This window comes from Oleiphilus sp. HI0086, assembly GCF_001635225.1.
The window spans coordinates 1-516 of the sequence record NZ_LWFZ01000465.1; the positions used below are offsets into that span (position 1 = coordinate 1).

A 516-nucleotide genomic window follows, 5' to 3' on the forward strand; every position below is an offset into this window, starting at 1 on the left:
GGGCTGGCAATAAGAAATGCCATGACTTGGCCGAGACTGGCACCTTTGCGCCTTAGCTCCATGCCGACCATTAGTATTCCGTGACTACATAAATCGAGTAGTACGCCTGCCAATGTCGCGCGCCACAGACCTTTGACGGTGCCTCCTTTTCCCAGAATCGAGATGATAAATTCCTGGGGTATACGACTTAACACACCGACAAAAGCAATGGCGAGCAGTATGCTCCACCACATAGTGTTTAGCAGTTCTTGAACGCTGTGGGCAATGACACCATACCAGTTGTCATGAGAGGGTTCGCTGAGTGCCAACACATAGAAGATAATTGAAAGCGTTAAGCTCCCCCAGAGTAACCAGTCTCGCTTTTCTGGAGAGTCTTCACAGCAACTGTTAGTTGCGGGCTCGCTCGTTGCCTTACTACTGCTGGAGCAGCATGACGTAGTATGTACGGGCTGTTTTTCTTTGCTGCAACAACTTGAACTACTTTCAGGCTTTTCAGGGTTATTTTTTTCAGAACTA

At 48.3% G+C, this 516-nt stretch carries 1 protein-coding gene; it reads right to left on the minus strand.

The features are described 5' to 3' along the window. On the minus strand, positions 1-516 hold a 516-nt coding region (locus A3756_RS27410; RefSeq protein WP_197481205.1), incomplete at both ends, for a permease.